This window comes from Flagellimonas okinawensis, assembly GCF_029194005.1.
In the GTDB taxonomy this organism is placed as follows: domain Bacteria; phylum Bacteroidota; class Bacteroidia; order Flavobacteriales; family Flavobacteriaceae; genus Flagellimonas; species Flagellimonas okinawensis.
In genome coordinates this window covers 260,903-280,575 of the sequence record NZ_JARFVA010000002.1, presented here as the reverse complement: position 1 = coordinate 280,575, position 19,673 = coordinate 260,903, and the positions used below count along the sequence as shown (strand labels likewise).

17 protein-coding genes are annotated in these 19,673 nt (G+C 42.0%); 16 read left to right on the top strand and 1 reads right to left on the bottom strand.

All coding sequences use genetic code 11. The annotated features are described in order from the left end of the window. Window positions 1-6: 6 nt before the first annotated feature. Window positions 7-384 (bottom strand): DUF7793 family protein, encoded by a 378-nt coding sequence (locus tag PY091_RS07090; protein WP_275649011.1) that lies wholly within the window; start codon window positions 382-384, stop codon window positions 7-9. 198 nt (window positions 385-582) lie between these two features. Between PY091_RS07090 and PY091_RS07085 the strand changes: the two genes are divergently transcribed. The 16 genes from PY091_RS07085 to traM all read left to right on the top strand — a co-directional run bounded on the left by PY091_RS07085 (window position 583) and on the right by traM (window position 19,656). Further along, window positions 583-2,988: an aminotransferase class I/II-fold pyridoxal phosphate-dependent enzyme gene (locus tag PY091_RS07085; protein WP_275649010.1), complete on the top strand. Its 2,406-nt coding sequence runs from the start codon at window positions 583-585 to the stop codon at window positions 2,986-2,988. A 12-nt stretch (window positions 2,989-3,000) separates the two neighbouring features. Further along, window positions 3,001-3,840 carry an RteC domain-containing protein gene (locus tag PY091_RS07080; RefSeq protein WP_275649009.1) on the top strand — a complete coding sequence of 280 codons (840 nt, stop codon included), beginning with the start codon at window positions 3,001-3,003 and terminating at the stop codon, window positions 3,838-3,840. Between the two features lie 282 nt (window positions 3,841-4,122). Continuing rightward, on the top strand, window positions 4,123-4,401 hold the full coding sequence (locus tag PY091_RS07075) for a helix-turn-helix domain-containing protein (RefSeq protein WP_275649008.1): 279 nt from the start codon (window positions 4,123-4,125) through the stop codon (window positions 4,399-4,401). A gap of 2 nt (window positions 4,402-4,403) precedes the next feature. Then, entirely contained in the window at window positions 4,404-4,943 is a 540-nt protein-coding gene (locus tag PY091_RS07070; RefSeq protein ID WP_275649007.1) for a hypothetical protein, read from the top strand. Beyond that, window positions 4,940-5,602: a P-loop NTPase family protein gene (locus PY091_RS07065; RefSeq protein WP_275649006.1), complete on the top strand. Its 663-nt coding sequence runs from the start codon at window positions 4,940-4,942 to the stop codon at window positions 5,600-5,602. The genes PY091_RS07070 and PY091_RS07065 overlap by 4 nt, the downstream gene beginning before the upstream one ends. A 54-nt stretch (window positions 5,603-5,656) precedes the next feature. Next, window positions 5,657-6,736, top strand: a complete 1,080-nt coding sequence (locus PY091_RS07060; RefSeq protein WP_275649005.1) for a DNA cytosine methyltransferase — start codon at window positions 5,657-5,659, stop codon at window positions 6,734-6,736. Further along, window positions 6,703-9,579, top strand: coding sequence for an ATP-binding protein (locus tag PY091_RS07055; RefSeq protein WP_275649004.1), 2,877 nt, complete (start codon window positions 6,703-6,705; stop codon window positions 9,577-9,579). Before PY091_RS07060 ends, PY091_RS07055 begins: the two co-directional genes overlap by 34 nt. A 10-nt stretch (window positions 9,580-9,589) precedes the next feature. Beyond that, complete coding sequence (locus PY091_RS07050) at window positions 9,590-11,284, top strand: response regulator receiver domain (protein ID WP_275649003.1); 1,695 nt, start codon at window positions 9,590-9,592, stop codon at window positions 11,282-11,284. A gap of 6 nt (window positions 11,285-11,290) precedes the next feature. Further along, window positions 11,291-13,084: an ATP-dependent nuclease gene (locus tag PY091_RS07045; protein WP_275649002.1), complete on the top strand. Its 1,794-nt coding sequence runs from the start codon at window positions 11,291-11,293 to the stop codon at window positions 13,082-13,084. 623 nt (window positions 13,085-13,707) lie between these two features. Beyond that, window positions 13,708-13,995, top strand: a complete 288-nt coding sequence (locus PY091_RS07040; protein ID WP_275649001.1) for a hypothetical protein — start codon at window positions 13,708-13,710, stop codon at window positions 13,993-13,995. Between the two features lies 1 nt (window position 13,996). Beyond that, window positions 13,997-14,275 (top strand): hypothetical protein, encoded by a 279-nt coding sequence (locus PY091_RS07035; protein ID WP_275649000.1) that lies wholly within the window; start codon window positions 13,997-13,999, stop codon window positions 14,273-14,275. Beyond that, entirely contained in the window at window positions 14,268-16,688 is a 2,421-nt protein-coding gene (locus PY091_RS07030; protein WP_275648999.1) for a TraG family conjugative transposon ATPase, read from the top strand. The genes PY091_RS07035 and PY091_RS07030 overlap by 8 nt, the downstream gene beginning before the upstream one ends. Further along, window positions 16,675-17,280, top strand: a complete 606-nt coding sequence (locus PY091_RS07025) for a conjugal transfer protein (protein ID WP_275648998.1) — start codon at window positions 16,675-16,677, stop codon at window positions 17,278-17,280. The genes PY091_RS07030 and PY091_RS07025 overlap by 14 nt, the downstream gene beginning before the upstream one ends. After that, a complete protein-coding gene (locus PY091_RS07020) occupies window positions 17,280-18,119 on the top strand; it encodes a hypothetical protein (RefSeq protein WP_275648997.1) in 840 nt (279 codons plus the stop codon). Before PY091_RS07025 ends, PY091_RS07020 begins: the two co-directional genes overlap by 1 nt. A 12-nt stretch (window positions 18,120-18,131) precedes the next feature. After that, on the top strand, window positions 18,132-18,758 hold the full coding sequence (locus PY091_RS07015) for a conjugal transfer protein TraK (protein WP_275648996.1): 627 nt from the start codon (window positions 18,132-18,134) through the stop codon (window positions 18,756-18,758). Beyond that, the gene (gene traM / locus PY091_RS07010) at window positions 18,739-19,656 is read left to right on the top strand and encodes a conjugative transposon protein TraM (protein ID WP_275648995.1); all 918 of its coding nucleotides are present in this window, start codon (window positions 18,739-18,741) and stop codon (window positions 19,654-19,656) included. Before PY091_RS07015 ends, traM begins: the two co-directional genes overlap by 20 nt. Window positions 19,657-19,673: the final 17 nt, after the last annotated feature.

Here is a 19,673-nt window from a genome sequence, read left to right as displayed (position 1 = left end):
CTAGTGTTAGGAGGTGTGTTTTGCCAAAAAGGCCAGGGCTTCTGATTTGCTGACAAAAGATGCCGTAGGAATTTTTGAAGGATTGGTGTCCATGTAAAAGATACTCAGATCATCTGTTACAGGCGGGTCGATCAAAAAGGCCAGGGCCTTGATCCAAAGCGAACCCTCTCGGGCCAAATAGTCCCGGGCCGCCTTATTGATGGTCCTCACATCCCGAATATCACAGAGCACGGGCATTTCCTTTCCTTCCTGCAAATACATCCTATCCTGAACGATCAACTGTGCTGCCTTAAGGTCGATGAGGGGAACCTTTTTATAAATGACGTGCATTAGCTCATGGGTCAGGAGATAAACCGCATAGTTGTTTTCATGTGTTCTTTTCATTTCTAGAAAACTGGTTAGCAACTGGAATTTACAAAAATATTGCAATTGGATGAATTGAAACGGTCACACCTCATCTTAAAACTGCTATATAGTTATCTAAAAAGGAGTATCTGTTATCTCAAAAGGATTATATCTATATCTAATTATCGTAAATCTGACAATTGCCATTACATTTTAGGACAATTTAAACCAAACGATATGGCAAAGATCAAACACCACAATTTTTTGAACACCGTACACGAGGTTTTTACCGATGCCAAACAGGCTGGGGTATTACATCTATATGCGGGAGGAAAATCCTTTTCTGGCAGGACAATTAAAGTTAATGGTATGGATCTGTTCCATTTTGGGACCACAGGGTACCTCGGACTGGAGCAGGATACAAGGTTAAAAATTGCTGCCATCGAGGCCATAAAAAAATATGGCACCCAATTCCCCCTATCCAAGTCCTATATCTCCAACCCACTTTACGAAGAACTGGAGAACTATATCCGTATCATGTACGGGCATCCCATCGTCATTACCAAGAACAGTACACTGGGACATTTGGGTGTCATCCCCAGTGCCGTGGATGATAATGATGTGATTATTTTGGACCATCAAGTGCATTGGAGTGTACAGAACGCCGCCAAGATGCTCAAGACCCGCAGTGTTCCCATCGAAATGATACGCCACAATAATTTGGATATGTTGGAGGACAAAATCAAAAAGTACCAACATTCCAAACGACACATCTGGTATATGGCCGATGGCATCTATTCCATGTACGGGGACTATGCCCCTGTGAAGGAATTAATGACACTTTCCCAGAAATACCCACAACTTCATTTTTATTTTGATGATGTACATGGGATGAGCTGGACCGGCAAGAATGGAACGGGCTACGTACTCGATCAACTCAAGGAGCTACCAGAAAACGTACTACTCTTCGGTACATTAAGTAAAACTTTTGGGGCCAGTGGTGCCGTTTTGGCTTGTTCCAACCCCAAACTGTACGACAAGATCAAGACCTTTGGTGGTCCCCTGACCTTTTCGGCCCAATTGGAACCAGCCTCTGTGGCTGCCGCCATAGCTTCTGCCCAAATCCATCTTTCCCCTGAAATCTATAAATTACAACGTGAGTTGCGGGAACGCATTGCTTATTTCAATGCATGCCTGTCTGCTACCGAACTACCATTAATCGACCAGAATGAATCACCAGTCTTCTATATAGGGACAGGGATGCCCAAGACGGGTTATAATTTTGTGAACCGATTAATGGATAAAGGATATTATGTCAATCTGGGCATATTTCCTGCGGTGCCGGTCAAGAATACCGGGGTTCGCATCACCATATCCAGACATAATGAAAAGGCTGAGATCAAAGGGTTGGTGGAAGCGATGGAACATCATTTTCCGCTGGCCCTGGAAGACACCCAAACGAATCCCGAAAGGGTCTTCCACGCCTTTAAATTGGAACATAAGACCCAAAACGAACCGCAGGTATCTACTGAACTGACCATCGAAATTTTCGATACTATTCATCAAGTTGATAAAATAATGTGGAACAAGTACATGGGTGGAGAAGGTGTCTACGATTGGGAGGGGCTAAAATTTTTGGAAGCAGCTTTTCAGGGAAATGCCCAAAAAGAACACAATTGGTCATTCCGATATGTAATCATCAAGGATTCCAAGGGTATTCCCGTTTTGATAACCTTTGTGACCCTTTCCCTTTGGAAGGATGACATGCTCGCCCAGGCAGAAATATCTGCCGCCATGGAACGAGAACGGAAAGAAAATCCCTATCATTTGACCTCCATGGTACTGTCCTTGGGTTGCCTGTTCACGGAGGGGGACCACCTGTATTGGGACAAATCACATAAAATTAGTGACACCGCAAGGGAAGATCTATTGGAACTCTTGGAAAAAATGGAACACCAGTTGGGTGCAAAAATGACTGTTTTGCGTGATTTTGAAGCAGAATCATCATGGAACCAAGCATTGTACGGCCATGGTTTTCTCCGGGTGCAAATGCCCGATTCCTGTACTGTTGATCTAACAGGGATTGATACTATGGAAAACTATATGGAACAATTGTCATCCAGAAACCGAAGGCATTATCGAAAGGACATCCAACCGTTTTTTGAATTGGTACAATCCGAAATCATCTCCAAGGCCGATGTGTTCCAAATACAGGAGTTCAAACGTCTTTTTGGAGAGGTACAACAACGGAACCTGGGCCTCAATACCTTTTCATTTCCTGACCAACTGTTTGAACATATGAACGATAATGAACATTGGGAATTTATCGTTCTTGCCCCTAAGGGGAAACCCAAAACCATCCTCGGGGTGATGTTTTGTTATACCAATCAGAATGCTGCCTATGTGCCAGCCTTTGTGGGCATGGACTACGTCCTATTAGAAACCTTTTCCACCTACCGCCAATTGCTGTACTGGACCATTGAACGTGCGATTGAACTGGATATCCCCAAAATAGATTTTGGGATGACCGCCTCCTTTGAAAAAAGAAAGCTGGGAGCAATGGTCCATGAAAAGTATGCCTATCTCCAGACCAGTGACAACTTCATACTGGAGATGATCGGGGTCATGGAAGGACAGCACTAATGGTCGATTGTCATGAAGTACCAAAAGTTGCTATCGGAATTTGAGGGCCAATTGGATACCTTGGAAAGCGGAAACGGGGATGTTCTGTTCAAGGCCGAAAAGGGCATTGCGATTGTGGAGAAGTGTATCCGTAAATTGCAAAAGCAGATAACAGGAAAAACCTTTGCCACACAAGCCGATGAGATCTACTTTTTCAAGCATGTCAAGCCCCAGATCTTTAGTAAGCTGATCTATTACGCCAGGCTCTTCAGTATTGAGAGCAAGCGCCCCCGTGGAAACAATGCCGCCCAGATAAAGTATCTCCAGAACCAGATTGACAAGTTACAGGCTTTCTTCAATGACAATTTGGAATTCTATAATTACTATCGACGTGGCGCCATGTCTTTGGATGAACAATACTTTGTCCGCGGAAATCGAGACCTGCGACTCCCCTTGGAATCCTTCCATTTTCTGATCGATGATAAGTTTTCCACCTGTCAAGATGGTACGGTGGCCACCATTATGGCCTATGATATGCTGATCGTCTACTTGAGAAAGGAAGTGGACGATTTGAACAATACCCTCGAACCTACAAAAACTACACCTATGGAAAAACCTTCGAAATTATTCTGGACCGGGAGCAAGACTGATCTGATCGAACTGTTATATGCGCTGCATGCCAGTGAATCCATCAATGGAGGCACGGTCGACATTAAGGAAATGGCCTCCCATTTTGAGCATTTTTACAATATCGACCTGGGCAATTACTACCATACCTTTATAGAGATAAGGTCACGAAAGACCAGTAAAACAAGGTTTTTGGACAAGCTCATTGAACTGCTTAACCAGCGCATGGAATCCTTGGATGAGTGAGTTTATGTTTTCCCAAGTTGGTACCCACCTTGGGAATTTTGGTTTTGGGCCAGATTCGGGCCCATTTTTTTATCCTATAAGGCAGTAGAATTGATCGCTATGTGTCAAATCCCTCCATTTGTGACCAAATTATATGTTGCATAAATCTTTCCCAAGGTGGGACCCACCTTGGGAAGTTTTTCCAAAATCATTTTTGAGTTTTGTGGGTGAAAGTCAAATCAATGGGAGGGCCATCAAAAGAAATTACAGAAATGCGGTGGCCCTTTTTAAAACTCAAAAACTATGGGAGCGACCATTATTACCACGGAAGACCTGATGGAGTTCAAAGTTGAACTACTGGAGGACATCAAGGGTCTATTGGAAAACCAATATAAGCAATCGAACAAAAAATGGCTCAAATCCAACGAGGTCCGGGAATTGCTGGGTATTTCCCCCGGCACCTTGCAGAACCTTCGTATCAACGGAACCCTCCCCTACACCAAGGTCGGCGGGGTCCTCTATTACGAATACCATGAAATCATGGAGGTGTTGGAACAGAACAAGATTCATAACCGTATCTAGGTTTGGAGGAAGTCAATTACATCAAACATCTCAATGGGGTATTTGGGCAATTCTCCAAGGACAGTCGGCTTAACCCAACCCATATCAGCCTCTATGTGGCCCTGTTTCAATTCTGGAACACCAACTACTTTAAACCGGAATTCTTTATCAACCGGGATGAAATTATGCAATGTGCCAAGATCGGATCCAAATCTACCTATCATCGATGCATCAAGGAACTCCACCATTGGAACTATATCGTTTACACCCCATCCCACAATCCTTTCAAAGGGAGTAGAATCAAGATGTTCGATTTTGGGACAAGTGGTGGACAAGTGGTGGACCCAAGCCGTACCAATATCGGGACAAGCAATGGACAAGCAGTGGTACCTATAAACAAACATATACAAACCTTGGAAAACCAAAAAAACAATAACAAACCGCAAAATTTCAAAAATTTTGAATTTGAGGGTTTGGAAAACGAAAGCAAACAGAGGGCCAGTGTCCCATTTCGGGACAACCTAAAGACAAGGACCCACAAAAACTACAACGAACCCTTGTGAAATACAGTGCTCCACATATCATCACCGAAGGAGCCGTCCAATATCTATTGGGCACGCTTAAGGGCAGGGAAATCCATTACGATTTTGAAAAAACCCTGATCTATCTCGATGCCAAGGGCAAGCTCCTGTTCGGCAAAAAGTTCAAGATCCACCGAGAGGACCGAGAGATTCTCTACAAGCTCTGCCTCTACTTTATCCAAGATAAGGACAGGTGTACACAAATGGGTATCGACATCAATAAGGGCCTCCTTCTCTCAGGACCCGTAGGCTGTGGCAAGACCAGCCTCATGAAACTGTTGAAACACATTGTCCCCCACCAACGCCCTTATGAGGTCATCCCGTGTCGGAACATAGTCTTTGGGTTCAACCACATCGGCTATAAGACCATCGAGGACTATGGAAATTCCCAGTTCTTTTGCTTTGACGATTTAGGTGTTGAACCCACAGGACGGCATTTCGGACAAGACTGCAATGTCATGGGCGAAATCCTTCTCTCCCGCCACGAACTCTTCATCAACGACAAACGCAAGACCCACGCCACCACCAACCTCAATGCCCAGGAGCTTGAGGAACGCTATGGCACCCGTGTACGGTCTAGGATGCGGGAACTTTTTAATTTGGTGGGATTTCATGAAAAAAGTAAGGATAAACGGACATAAGTTATAATTTTGTAAATTAGTTAATTTTTAGTCTGTATTTAATTTGAAAATTTAATGCTTAAAGCAGTTGATTTCTTTTGTGGTGCTGGCGGGGTCACTTGCGGATTCCAAAAAATTGGAATTAATGTTTTAGGTGGATTAGATATTGACCCTAAATTTAGAGAAACATACGAAGACAACAATGGTACGGTCTTCTTAAATGAAGATGTTTCTAGGCTTTCCCTAATTCCACAGAGGCTTTCAGAATTACTTCCAATCCAAAGGAACGATGACACCCTTATATTTGTTGGATGCAGTCCCTGTCAATATTATTCAAATCTTAAATCCGATAAAACTAAATCTAAAGAGGGAAGGCTTTTGCTTGAGGACTTTAAAGAATTCGTGCTTTACTATAAGCCAGGTTTTGTTTTTATAGAAAATGTACCTGGGCTAGAAACGAAAAAAGGTAGCCCCCTATCCAAGTTTAAGAGAGAACTTAAGAAAGTAGGATATGTTTTTGATGAAAAAGTCCTTAATGCAAAGTACTTTGGAGTTCCGCAGAACCGTAGAAGATTTGTTCTAATTGCTTCACGGTTAAATAAAGAAATCAAGTTGCCTCTTCAAATTAGAAAAAAGGAAAATCTTGTCACAGTTCAAGACGCAATTGGCGACTATAACTTGTTCCCACAAGTGGAAGCAGGACATAAGGATGGGTCATCACGACAGCATTCAGTGGCTCGACTTTCGAAGATTAATCTAGAAAGAGTTCAAAACACTCCTACAGATGGTGGTTCAAGATTATCATGGGCAAATAATGATAGACTTCAATTGGAATGCTATAAAAATCATGATGGTCATTATGATGTCTATGGAAGAATGTTTTGGAAAAAACCAGCACCAACACTAACAACACGATTCGTTTATACAAGTACCGGACGCTACACTCATCCTGAACAGGATAGAGGAATTTCACTCCGAGAAGGAGCAACACTTCAATCTTTTCCCCTCAACTATAAATTCCACTCCTCCAATCAAGGCACAATTGCGACCATGATAGGTAATGCTGTTCCTCCAAAACTTGCTGAAGCGATTGGCCAATCATTAATCGAACATTGGAATAAATGGCAAAATTTAGAGCAAAGGCAAGAGCAGTAGAGCTTTTAGGAAAAGGACAAATAGCTGACCTTCCCACGGCAATTACTGAGCTTTGGAAAAATGGTTATGATGCTTACGCGAAAAATCTTGTGTGTCGCTTGTTCCTAGAAACATATAAAGACAATGAAAGTCCTATTTTCCTTATTTCAGATGATGGTTTTGGTATGTCCGAAACCGACATCGTTGAAAAGTGGTTTGTTCTTGGAACCGACTCTAAAGCCCGAGGAGAAAAAATAGAACCACATTTTGGCCTTAATCGAAGGACCCCTATGGGCGAAAAAGGCATTGGCCGCCTCTCCGTTTCTTATCTTGGCAATCAACTATTAATGCTTTCAAAAAAACAGGGTGAGGTTGCAAATGCGCTATACATTGATTGGAGAGTGCTTGATAACTATGATTTCTATTTAGATGATCTTAACATTCCCCTATTTACTTTCTCATCCAATGATGAATTCAAGAAAAACGAAAAGGGTGCGGTTGCAGAATTCCTGAAGAATTTGGACGAAAAGCGATGGATGGAACAAAAGTGGTTGAGGAAGGAAATGCTGGAAGATTGGAATTCTTTCAAAATCCCAGATTTTTTATACCAAGAAGTCATTCAAGAGTTTACCAAGAAGGATTATCACGGTACAACCTTTCTAATTTTCACCCCCCACGATCAATTGGTTGAACTATCCAATAAGGATAGAATCGATTTAAAAAAAGATTCCGCCCTAACCTATTTGAGAGCTTCTCTAAGTGGAATGCACAATGATCTAAAGAATTCAAAAAAGGATTTTGAAACTCATTTCTTTTTGCATGATGCATCCGGCAAGTACGATTTAATCGATGAATTTTTCACTCAAGAGGAGATGCGAAATGCAGACCATTGGCTGAAAGGAGAATTTGATGAAAACGGTTTTTTCACGGGTGAAATAAGAGTCTTTAATCGTCGTGAGAAGTACACATTCAAACCCAATCGCCCACCAGGCAAAACTTCTTATGGCCCATTTAGTATTGAGTGGGGTTCGCTAGAAGGTGAGCAGAAAAGTTCGTTACTAAACCAAGAGCAATTCCGCACATTGAATAATAAGTTAGAAACCTTTGGAGGTTTATATGTATATAGGGATGGATTCCGAGTTTTGCCCTATGGTCGCACCGAATATGACTTTTTGGATTTTGAAAAGAGACGTAATCTAGGTGCAGGTTATTACTTCTTCGCTCACCGTAGATTTGTTGGATATATAAATCTGAAAAGAGAAAAAAATCCAAATCTTAAAGACAAAGCAGGAAGAGAAGGGTTTATCCAGAATAAGGCCTATCGAGAATTTCGGGATGATTTAATTGAGCTATTTATTGACATCTCGAAACGCTATATGCGTAAACTACCTGATGGAGAACAACCTTCCTTTCGACAAGAACAGATTGAAGAAATACAAAAGAAATATGACCGACAGCACGCTGCGGCAAAAAAGAAAAACGCAAAAACAAAAAAGGCCTTTCTCGAACAACTTAAGGAAAACAAACCAGTTATCGTTAAGCTCGAGAATGAAATAGGAGATTTAGCAAACAAACTTTCCGAAGAAGCAAAAAAGTTGGAAATTAACTACAACAATTATAATAAGCTTGTAGCGGAACTTGAAGATAAGAGAGCACAGGTCAGGGGTCTACGACTAACCAAACCTCAAGCCGTTAAAATCACCAAAAGTCAAGAAAGAGAATATATAGAATTTCAAAAAGAATATACTTTTGTTGATGATAGGTTAAAAACCTGCATTAGATTAGTGGAAGATACACGGAGCAGAATCAATGCAGAGAACCTCAAACTGGAATACAATGAAAAGTTTCGATCTCACATAAAATACATCGAGAAATTGTTCTCCGACTATAGGGCTATCTGTACGAATAGTTTTAATAGGGTCAATAACCTTTTATCAGATGAACTAAATACACAGGTTGACCATTTTATCGATCAAACTGAAAAAATCAAAATTTTGGCAGATGACAATACAGAGTCAATATCTTCAAAAATAAACATGCTTGACCTCATATCCGAAGACCAAAAAACACAGATTGAACATTCCATTGGTGGGTTCATCAATCACGTTTCCAACCTACAAATTGATGTCGATGATGATTTTCTTCGGGCATGGTATGAAAAACAAAACCAAAATCTCAAGGAAAAGCTGAGTGACTATGAAGAGTTGGCCCAATTGGGTATGTCAATAGAAATTATTGATCACCAATTCAATGTCATGTACTCGCAAATGAATGATGCCGTACATGAAATTGATCAGTATTCCAGAAAAAATAAGGGAATTGAATCAGCATTCAAACAATTAAAAGCGGCTTTTCAGCACCTTGAGGGAAACTACAAGCTACTTAAACCACTCTATAGAACCAGTCGCAGAACACGCGAGGTAATAACTGGCAGACAAATAGAGAGCTATATAAAAGATTTTTTCAAAAATGATTTTAATAGATACCGAATTGATTTTTCAGTGAGCGATGCATTTCGCGAGTATGAGTTCTTTACTTACGATTCTATCATTAAGCCAATATTTTTAAACATTATCAATAATGCCAACTATTGGCTCATACCGGTTGAAAATAGGACAATTAGAATTGATTTGGTTGATGATGAGATTCGAATTATGAATTCAGGGGAACGAATAGATGATTCCTACTTAGACGATATTTTCACCTTGTTTTTTAGCAGAAAGCGGGATGGTCGTGGAATAGGTCTCTATCTAGCAAAGAAGAATCTGCAGTCAATCGGTTATGACATTTTTGCAACAAACAAGGAAGATGTGAACAAGCTTAAAGGGGCCTGCTTTATCATTAAGAAGGAAGGTTCAAAATAAATTAGATTAGATGCCCGACACTCCTACAAATATTACTGCCCAACCTTCGTTTTCAGATGTAGCTAAGGAAGTTATCCGCAACTCCATCCGTTCGGCTATTTGCATAGATGACCGATATGCTGCAGCTTATGAAGAAGACACTTCCAGGTTAAATGTCGATGAACCAAGAAAGCTTCATAGATCATTCCGTGAGGATGGTTTATGCGATTTGGACATATATCGATTCACGACCTTTGAAGAGACTTGGAACAGTGACGTTATGTTGTCGAACAAAGATCTTCTAATTTTAGATTGGGAACTTGATGCAGACGGCAATTATGACAATGCTGTCAAAATACTTAACGAGGTTGTTCAATCAAAGAAAATTCCCTTTGTAGTAGTTTATACCTCCACTGCCGATCTTCATTCGGTGAGCAAGGCTCTCGTACGTGAGTTTTCACCTTACAACACGGAGGCATTTCAAGAAGTTTCTTCTGCCCTCAAAGCAAATTATTCGGCTATTTCCGATGACCCGGATTCCATTGAAGCGGATATTTTTCTCGAAGAAAACACGGAAACATTTTACGAGTATTTATTCAATTGGAATAATAGAGAAGAAACCGAGTCTAAACTCTTGACTATATTTCGTCAAAGTTTTGCCGTAAAAGCGCAAATTGGAGAAGCCGCCATCAAAGCCAAGGTGTCTGCTGCGGTAAGAACAATTGCTGACCAACATGATGATGGACTATTGGAGTTGTCAATGATGGCTATGTGTCAGGAATCAGTAACCAAATCGCCATTCCGAATAGAACGGATCAGCACAGCACAACATGCTTTTTATTTGAACGGAACGATTGTTCTTGCATATCATAAACAAGACAAGGAAGACGGAATCAAACCGGAAAACTTGTTCGCCGTTTTCGCAGAGGCGATAGTAAGCAATCCACATAACTATCTCAACATTCTTTCTCTCGAATTGAAAGATCGGCTGCGCGAGTCTTTTTCCAGGATAGGCACACAGTTTTCAAAGACAGATGAGCAAGCATTCTTTTACCATTTAGAAAACTATAGGACCTTAAACAATGGTTCTGATTATGATTTACGTTCAGTTTATGATTTTATTCTAAAAAGCTGGATAGGAGAGTTGTACCAGCAAAGGCTTAACGAACAGCCAAGAATATTAAAATTCGCCAACCACAGGTTCGAATCGCTTGAGTTTCCACCTCCCAAGCAGCTTGCAGAAACTCATAAAGACCTTATTAGTGAACTGATTAAATACTGTGCGTATGTATCTACATCCAAAGTGACAGAACGTAACGATATGACGTTGCGTTTTGGGGACTTGTTTGTAAACTCGGACAAACCGAATGAGTTCTTTTTATGTATCACACCGTCCTGTGATTGCTTACATCCAAAAGATAATATCAACGACAATTTCTACTTCGTAAAGGGAGCAAATTTCAACGGTTTTCAGGCTATTCGGGAAGCAGAAACAGGTTTCCATTCTTTTGTTTTACGAGAAAATGAACCCAAATGCATTAAGTGGCAGTGTAAGCCCTTTACCAGCTACATTTCAACCAACGATGTAAGCCAGTTAAAAATCAACTACTGTGGCGTCGAAATTCAACTTCGGCATTTGATCGTTCTAAAGGAAAACTACGCTCAAAGAATAGCAAACGAATCATTTGGATATGGTCACCGAGTTGGAATTGATTTACCGCATTAGTATTCCATGGAATTGATAGAAGTCATTCAAGCCATAAAGAGTTCAGGACAGTTTAAAAACTACATCGACTTTATTCAATTTCCTTTTTACCGAAATGTAGAAATAGACACCCGAATTACATTTGATTTTCCGTTAACCGTTTTTATTGGTCAAAACGGATGTGGTAAAAGTTCCTGTTTACATGCTCTCTACGGTGCCCCCGACAGATACACACCCTATAAATTTTGGTTTGACACAAAAGTTGACCCAGTAAGCTATTATGATGATCAGCGTAAACGACATTCATTTTGGTACTCTTATCAGAAAGGAAATCAGACTTTTGAGGTAATTAAAGCGAGAATTAAACGAAAGGATGACCCTAACTATTGGGAAACCAGTAGGCCATTGGCATGGGCTGGAATGACAACAAGATCTAATAAAAATGAGCGTGATAAGCCAGTAATTAAGAATGTGGTGTATCTGGACTTCCGATCCGAATTAAGTGCTTTTGACAAATACTTTTATTTTGGAAACCTGAAGTTTAGTAGGGCTAGAAACAAACAGGAATATCTCCGCAGAAAATCAGCATCGCTAAATAAAATCTTTACTGGCGCCAAAGCTACCATAAGTTCAAGTACAAGGGCTTTAAACATGCCAATGGAAGAATTATCTGGATTGGAATTGGAGTGGATTTCTTTCATTCTTGGGAGGAAATATATAAGTGGGCTTTCGGTTTTACACGAACTATTCAGAAACAAGGGCTATTCCGTACTTTTTCAAACCAATTTTGCTAAATATTCGGAAGCAGTTGCAGGGAGCGGTGAAATGGCAGTGGTCAGATTGGTTAGGGAAGTTCTGGCCGCAGAAAATTACTCTTTGATTCTACTAGATGAGCCTGAAGTATCTTTACACCCTGGAGCTCAACATAGGCTTAAAGTTTTTCTTTTAAACCAGATAAGAAATAAAAAACATCAAATTGTCTTGACCAGTCATTCTCCTTCCATTGTCAAAGGTCTTCCAAAGGAATCCATTAAAGTTTTTTACCAGAATCCAAGCAATGGGCGGTTTTTGGTTAAAGAGAACCTCATCCCGGAAGAGGCCTTTTTTCATATTGAGTTTCCAATCGATAATCGAAAAAATATTGTTGTTGAGGACATATTAGCAAAGGAAATTGTAGAGGGAGTGCTGGATAAAATGGGAGAAGAAACAAGAAATCTGTTCAATGTGAAATTTAATCCAGGTGGGGAATCGGTTATAAAAAAAGAATTCATTACTGTTTATTGTCGTGAACAAAATATGAAGGATTATGTATTTTTCGATGGAGATCAAAAGCCTGAGAATCCACACCTAGACTGGAGAAGTATTTCAACAAGCGACCAAACTATTGACCACCTCAAATCTATAATTCGCGAACAATGTGGTGAAGAAATCAAATTTTCAGTAGATGGTGGACTAACCGGCGGAAATCAAAATCAACAATTGGAATTGTTAAAATCATACTTGGATTTCTATTTAACCAATGTTTTTTATCTTCCCAGACATACTCCAGAAGATATTGTTTGGAGTCAAGAATTAGCCGAGTATTTGATTAAGGGCGTAACACCAAATATTGATACAGTAGAACAGACACTTGTTGATTTGTCCCGTATTGGCGATACGAAACTAAGATTTGCTTTCGTGAGCAAAGTAGTTCAAGGTGAAAGTAGTGCAGATTCTATTTACGCAATTCACAAACAATTTATTCAACGCTGGCTAAATATCGAAAATGAGGACTTTGAATTGATAAAAGGTAATTTAGAAAGTATTTTGAATAGAACCTGACATAATCTCATAAGGCAATTATAAGATTAGGGGGTATTTTACTTATGATGAGAATATCAGCAACCCATGGGAACTGACCGAGATTCTGCTAAGTAGAGCTGACCTAGCTGTAGGTATCACCGAAAGAGGATTTGGTTGCAATTGACACATTCGCACTGCAATTCTAGAATTCATGGGTGAAAATTCTGAAATCATGAAGAATGAAGCACTTTCAAGAGACATTCTCGTTAAATTAAATTTAGTAGGGGGAGTAAAAACCTGCCCTTCATGGAGATAGGAGAGATAAAAGAAATTCTTAATAGTTTCAAAGCGGCGTAAAATATTCTTTTGGAAGAAGATCACCTTGATAAACTTCCACTTTAGAACCTATTTGAAAAGCCATGCATAGTTGCTAAACTTTTATCCAAAACAGCTTTTTACGTTCCTATTTGATTCATCTGGAATTAAGTTATTAACAAGGAATTTCTTTTCCTCATAAAATATGACATTAATTACCATCAATTAAAAGCAATCAAGACCAATCATTATTTTATATTCAAATATCTGTATATCAGTAATTTGAATACATCTCTATTGTACTTTTCACATATCAAAAAACCGTCTAATTCCAAAGCATTTACGATATGCGAAAAACACTTTTTACAACCCTCTTATTAAACCTGGTTTCCAATGCCCTCTTTGCACAGATTGGAGGTATTGAGGATTCCGTCAATGATATTTCCGACACCATCCGGACTATTTTTCCCATTATCCTAGGGGTAATCTTTTTGGTGGGCTTCCTCTTTAATGCCGGACATTTCTTCGGGGAAAATGCAGACCTGAAAAAAGGGATTACCCGGGTCCTGGTCTTTGTCCTGATAGCAGGGGCCGTTGTGGGCATCTTTACCTATCTCATTGGAATTGTGGTATAGGATGAAGAAGTACGAGGTTTACCGAAATATCCGCAAGCGGGCCATGATCATGGGAATGCCCATATCCTTGTTTGCCCTTATGATGGCATCGGTCATTAGCTCCTTATTGGTTATCATCTTTTCCTTCAGTCTTGGTGTCATCGTAGCCCTGCTGTTGTTCAATGCCCTATTGTTCGGGGCATTGGCACAGTGGGCAAAAAACCCCCAATTAATTACTATACAAAAGGTCTTCCCCCATACCATCAGTAACAAAAAACTAAGCCCCCTTTTCTATGCCTAAGATCAACATCAATTCCCATCATCCCATTCTGGATATCCAAAACCATATGGTCTTTGCCAACAATGGCAATGTGGTCCTGTGTTACGAGCTTGCACTGCCAGAGGTGTATTCGCTTTCAGAGCAGGATTTTGAGGAACTGCACGGTTTATGGTTCCAAGCTTTCAAATCCTTACCTACAGGCACGGTCATCCATAAGCAGGACATTTACCAAAAAGTGGGATATGATGCCGAACAATTGCCTAACTGTACTTTTTTGGAAAAGGCAACCCATGACTATTTTCAGGGAAGGGAGCACTTGAGCCATCAAAGCTATCTATTCTTTATACTGCCCTTGGATAAAACTCTCAACGCTTCCAAATATGTCAACCCCTTTCGGAAAACGGAAAAAGGCTTCCATCGAAAATTGGATGTACAAGTGGCGGAGTTCATCACTGCCGTTAATGATGCCGTTTCCTTTATCAATAACAGCCAGCACGTGTCATTGGTTCCAATGAAGCCCCCCAACATTATTACCCATATGAACAACTACTATAATGGCTTCAATCAAGGTTTCGATACCGATATATTGTTGGATAAAAAACAAATCGAAATCGGTGAATATTATTTTGATGCCATAGCGGTCAACAACGAAACTTGTTTTGGAGGACCTGTCCAGAGCAGCAGACCCAATGAAAAGTTCACTTCGGACGATTTCACCTTTCACAAAGGTTTTATTGACGGCTTGGGTCTTGACCTTAATGAGAACCACTTGGTGAATCATATCCTCTACTTGGATGACAAATACAAATGGCGCAAGCTCTTGGACAAAAAAGTGGAGGAGCTCAGCAAAAGTTCCAATTTCGGTTCCATGAACAAAGTGGTCCTCAAAAAGGTCCAACATATCCTTGACCAAATCAATACTGATGATTCCAGCCGAATCATCCGGGGCCATCTCAATATCATTTTTTGGCATTCTGAAGAGGAGCACTTAAAAAGGATAAGCTCCAAGATCAAGGCGAGATTCAAGGAACTGGACATCGTGCCCTACAATCCCAATGGGGAGGAACGCAAACATTATTTCTTGAATTCCCATCCCTGTCATGCCACCAACTTCTCCAATGAAGATTTGTATGTGACGGATTTGAAGCATGCCCTCTGCCTCTATATCAACAATACCAACTATCAATCGGATGCCACGGGCATCCTCTTCAATGACCGTCAGCACAACATCCCCATACTGAAAGATGTATGGGACGAACAAAAGAAACGCATCAAGGCCCGGAACTTTGCCATTTTTGCTCCGACCGGGGAGGGCAAATCTTTTCTTGCCAACAATATTTTGCGACAATACTTTGAGCAGGGTGTTCGGCTGGTCCTTATCGATCTGGGCGGCTCCTACGCCAAGTTTGCCAAGCTCTATCCCGAACAGCATATCATCCTGCGCTATGAGCAGGGCAAGAATCTGGGTATCAATCCCTTTTATACTTCTGATGATTCAGGTCTGTCCCCGGAACGTTTGGAAGACCTTGCTGTCTTTCTCTTGGAACTCCTTGCCCAAAACAATGCTTCCAAATCCCAAGAGGTGGCCATTAAAAAGGTGTTGCTGCTTTATTACAAAAAAGTCAGACAGAATCATTCCTTGGCTTCTCTCTACCAGTTTGTGGACGACCGGAAAGATACCCTGATCCAAGAACTACAGATCAAAGAAGCCCACTTCAGTACCTATGACTTTTTACATATCCTCTCCGAATACGTGGATGATGGTCCCTACAGCTTTCTGTTCAATTCTGGGGCAGATCAGACCTATACCATCGAGGACAAACGGCTCATCATCTTTGAACTCGACGAAGTCAGGGACAACAAGGAAATCCTCTCCGTGATGCTCAAGCTCATCAAGTCTGCCATACAACGGACCATTTGGCGGAACCGTTCCGAGCGGGGCATCATCCTCTTTGATGAGTTTGCCAAGCAGTTGAAATTTCCCAACGTTTTGGAAAGCGTGGAATTCTATTATCAGGCCATCCGGAAGCAGAACGGGGCGATTGGCATCATCCTACAATCCATCAACCAATTACCCGAGAATTCCACTTCGGCCAGTATACTTGAAAACACCCAGGTCATTTACAGCCTGCGGAACGAAAAGGGCTATGAAACCTTGCAACAAAGGCTCAACCTGTCCAGCCATGACCTGAACCAACTCAAATCCATCCGTAATAAGCTGACCGGGGAACGGAAGTACACCGAGATCTTTATCAAGATCGGAAAGGAGAGCAACATCTTCCGTTTGGAAGTGCCGCCGGAAGTCTATGCCGCCTACCTCACCGATGGACTTGAAAACAACCAGATCATGGAACTGTTTAAAAAGACCGGGGATATGGAACAGGCCATCAAAGCATTTATTCACCTCAAAAAGAAATCCTATGAAAACAATTAAGCAACATCCCATCAGGAAAAAAGCCTTGACCTTGCTATTGGCCCTAACTACTACCCTATTACTGCCAGCAGGCGCTGCCTGCCAGGGGATGCCGGTGTATGACAACACCAACTTTATAAGTCTGACCAAATCTTTGCTTGAGTCCGCCAAACAGACCTCCGAACTCTTGAAGACCGTTCAGTTTTTAAAGGAACAGAAGGACAACATCGTAAAGGTCAACAATGCCATCAGGCAACTGAAAGCCCTACAGGAGCTGACCAAGAACAATGAGATTCTGTTCCGAACCGTGCAAAGTGACTTGAGGGACATCTTGAATTCCCCCTATATCAAAGCTGGGGAAGTGGAACAAGTATCGCGCTCATTTGAACAGATCATGGATACGGCCATTGACGACCTGGACTTTGTCAACCAGATCCTTTCCAGCGACTTTTTGAAAATGACCGATGCCGAGCGGACGGACATCTTGATGGAAAAAAAGGTACAGTCCCAGGAAATGGTGGCCGAACTGGAGGTCAAGACCAGACGCTATCGGGAGATCATTTCCTTCAGGAAGATGCAAGATATTATCAATAACCGTGAAACCGAATATTGATGGCAGGGTTCTTTTTGGGCATCGGATTGGAGTATGTGGATGCGGTCTTTCAGACGATAAAGGACAGTGATTTTTCACAATATACCATCGTGGGGATGAAGGCCTTGGCCGTACTGTTCTTTTTGGTCAACATTCTGAAGAAATACAACGAGGGCATCGCAGCTACCGATGGGCATACCTGGGGCCTCACCCCCACGGAACTGGCCAAAAACTTCGCCATTGTGCTCTTGGTCATCTTTTCTACAGAGGTACTGGGGGTTTTTGACGGCATTTTGGTCGTCATTGAATCCCAATACCGGGACACGGCTCCGGCACTCCTCCCGTTACAGTTGCAGGACGTAGATCTGGAACGGGATGTGGGTGCCTTGGAAGCCGCCAAGAAGGCCATGGCCATCCTCTATGAGGCACTTGTTACTCCCTTGTATGGACTAAAACTATTGGCCTTTATCATAGGTGTTATCCTGTGGCTGTTGGATATTTTTATCTATCCCATCTTCTTGGTCGAGCGGTATTTCTTATTAGGAATCATGCAGGCCTTTTTCCCACTTGTCATCAGTCTATCGGTTTTTGAAAAGTTCCGCCATTTGGCCTACACCTATTTCAAGTTCTATGCCGGGGTCTATATGTTGGTACCTGCCTTTTTCTTGGTCAATGTCTTTGTGAACAATCTTTATACCGAGATCAACACCAACTTTTGGGGCAACCTGTTCGGGACCGATTGGGGCAATGAGTTCTTTGCCCCTGTCATCCAGTTGGGCTCCATCGGATTTATCGTTTTGCTCAAATTCAAACTGTACCGGAAGGCCACGAGTTTTACGCTACGCTTGTTCACCGGATAAACACTTCTAAAAATGAAAACACCTTTTAAAAATATCCAACAGGTTTTACGGCTGAACCGATTTGTGGTTTTGGCCTTAATCATCATGACGGGCTTGGTCTGTATCATCTCGGTCTTTCTGGTGGTCAAAATCCACAAAGAAAGCTTGGACAAAGCCTTTGTGGTCAGTTCCGACGGAGCGGTCATCCCCCTACAACTGACTGCCCAACGGGAAAACTTGGAAGTCGAGGCACTGGCCCATCTGGAACAATTCCACACATGGTTCTATGGCGTGGAAGCCAACAGCTATGAGAAAAACATGGAAAAGGCCCTCTGGTTGGGCAATGCCTCCGTAGATGCCTTGTACCGCCAGAAGAAAGCCGATGGCTTCTATAACCGCTTGTTGCAATATTCCCTAGTCCAACAGGTGGAACGTATCGATTCCAAAATTGATATGACCAAGGGACCCTATGCCTTTCAGACCCAGACGGTCATCCGTATCAATCGAGGTGCTGTTACGGATACCTACGAATTGGTCACCACGGGCAAGCTCATCCCCGTGGCCCGTAATTTTCCCCACAACCCCCACGGGTTGTTGATCACTGATTTTTTTGAAAACTCCCTCCGTAAAATAGAAGCTAATGAAAAAGCAGCAGAATAAAATCGTATTTGTGTTGGTCCTAGTGGGCGTGGTGCTCTTTATTGTGGCCTACTCCGTTTTCACCTTTGGAAAGGACAAAAAATCGGAACTGAAACCGGACCGCATTCCGATGCCCGATCTGGAGGAAAACCAAAAGACCTACCAATCCAAGATGGAGGCTCTGGATGCCCTCAAAGAGGAGCGCGAGACCACCGCTCCCCAAATCTACCCCGACCATATGGTCGATGACAAGGGATATTTCAATCCCGATTATATGGAATACGAGAAACAGCGTATCATTGATAGCGTATACAGCTCAGGCAATTTGAACCCACATCGGAAACCCATGCAACCTTTGGATACAACGCCAACAGGGGAACAGGAACCTCAACCGACCCAAACTAAAGAACCGCTACCGGACAGCTCCATAAGCGCTGAAGAACTGGCCCTGGAACACCAATTGTTCTTTGCCTCCCAACCTAAAGCTCTGAAAGGTGAAATCCATAGTAGCATTCTGGTCGAAGTGGACGGCAAACAAATCCTGCGGAAAAATAGCCGCATCCGGTTACGATTGGTGGAACCTACAACGATCAATGGCCATCATTTCCCCAAGTACACGGTTTTGTTCGGCACCGTGCGTTTCCGATCCAATAGGACCTTATTGGCCATCAGCCAAATTGACCATGTTCCTGTGCAATGGGAAGCCTTTGACCTACAGGACGGTCTTGCTGGCCTCTATCTGGAAAACTCCCTTCGGGAAGAAGCTACCCAAGAAGTGGTGGACGATATGGTACAGGATATCAATATTGCCGGGCTGCCCCAAGTCAGGGGCCTAAAGAGCGTTTTCCAACGTAGCCAGCGCAAGCAGAAAGTGACCATCCTGGATGGCCATCGCTTGCTTTTAAAACCAAAACAGTAACAAGTAAATCGCAACAC